This is a genomic window from Bacillus sp. JJ1566 (assembly GCF_036962685.1).
Taxonomy (GTDB): domain Bacteria; phylum Bacillota; class Bacilli; order Bacillales; family Bacillaceae_L; genus Ferdinandcohnia.
The window spans coordinates 56,766-57,448 of the sequence record NZ_JBALOP010000003.1 but is presented as its reverse complement, the minus strand read 5'-3'; the positions used below and the strand labels follow the sequence as shown (position 1 = coordinate 57,448).

The 683-nt window shown below is 31.6% G+C and carries 1 protein-coding gene; it reads left to right on the top strand.

Going from position 1 to position 683, the window contains the following annotated elements:
• The first annotated feature begins 100 nt into the window (after nt 1–100).
• Complete coding sequence (locus V7112_RS02610; RefSeq protein ID WP_335414996.1) at nt 101–640, top strand: DUF3267 domain-containing protein; 540 nt, start codon at nt 101–103, stop codon at nt 638–640.
• Nucleotides 641–683: the final 43 nt, after the last annotated feature.

The following is a 683-nucleotide window of genomic DNA, read 5'->3' as shown; positions in this document are numbered from 1 at the left end:
AAAAAATCGGGCGCAAATTGGCTAAGGAGCATTTGATCATCATAATTTGGATATGATTTTTACTTATTTGACTTCTAATGATTGCGGATGGTGATTTAGTATGACTTGTTGGAAAACCATTAATCTTACAAAGGATTATGGATTCCATCGGATTATTTTGATATCCCTGATATCAATGTTCGTAGCATTTATTCTTTTTTATTTGCCAATGACGTTCATGTATTCTTCTACCGGACTTAGAGAAGATGGAGCAATTTATTTTTTATTAGCTTTATTATTGATTTACCCGTTCCATACGATTTTGCATGTTTTACCATTCTGGATTACTGGAAAGAAAATTTCGGTCACTTTTAAATGGATGTACGGAATCATTCCAATTGTTTCAACACGATCAAAACATCCACTTTCTAAATCGTTTATTATTTTTGTAATGGGTACACCATTTTTATTCATTACAATACTTACGCTTGGGTCATGTATTGTATTTCCAGGCTATATTCATTATTTTTCTATTATTGCAGCGATCAATTTTGGTTTATGTGTTCCTGATTTTATTTATTTAGGACAGTTTATAAAGGCGCCAAGATCTTGTACGGTTGAAGAAATAGACGACGGTTATGATATCTTAATCCACAAGTAAGCTTTAACTTTATTTAGCTGAATAGCTAAATAAAGTTAAGCCT

Bases quoted from the DNA above. Each gene is read 5' to 3' on its own strand.
- V7112_RS02610 (WP_335414996.1), top strand. From the start codon at position 101: ATGACTTGTTGGAAAACCATTAATCTTACAAAGGATTATGGATTCCAT.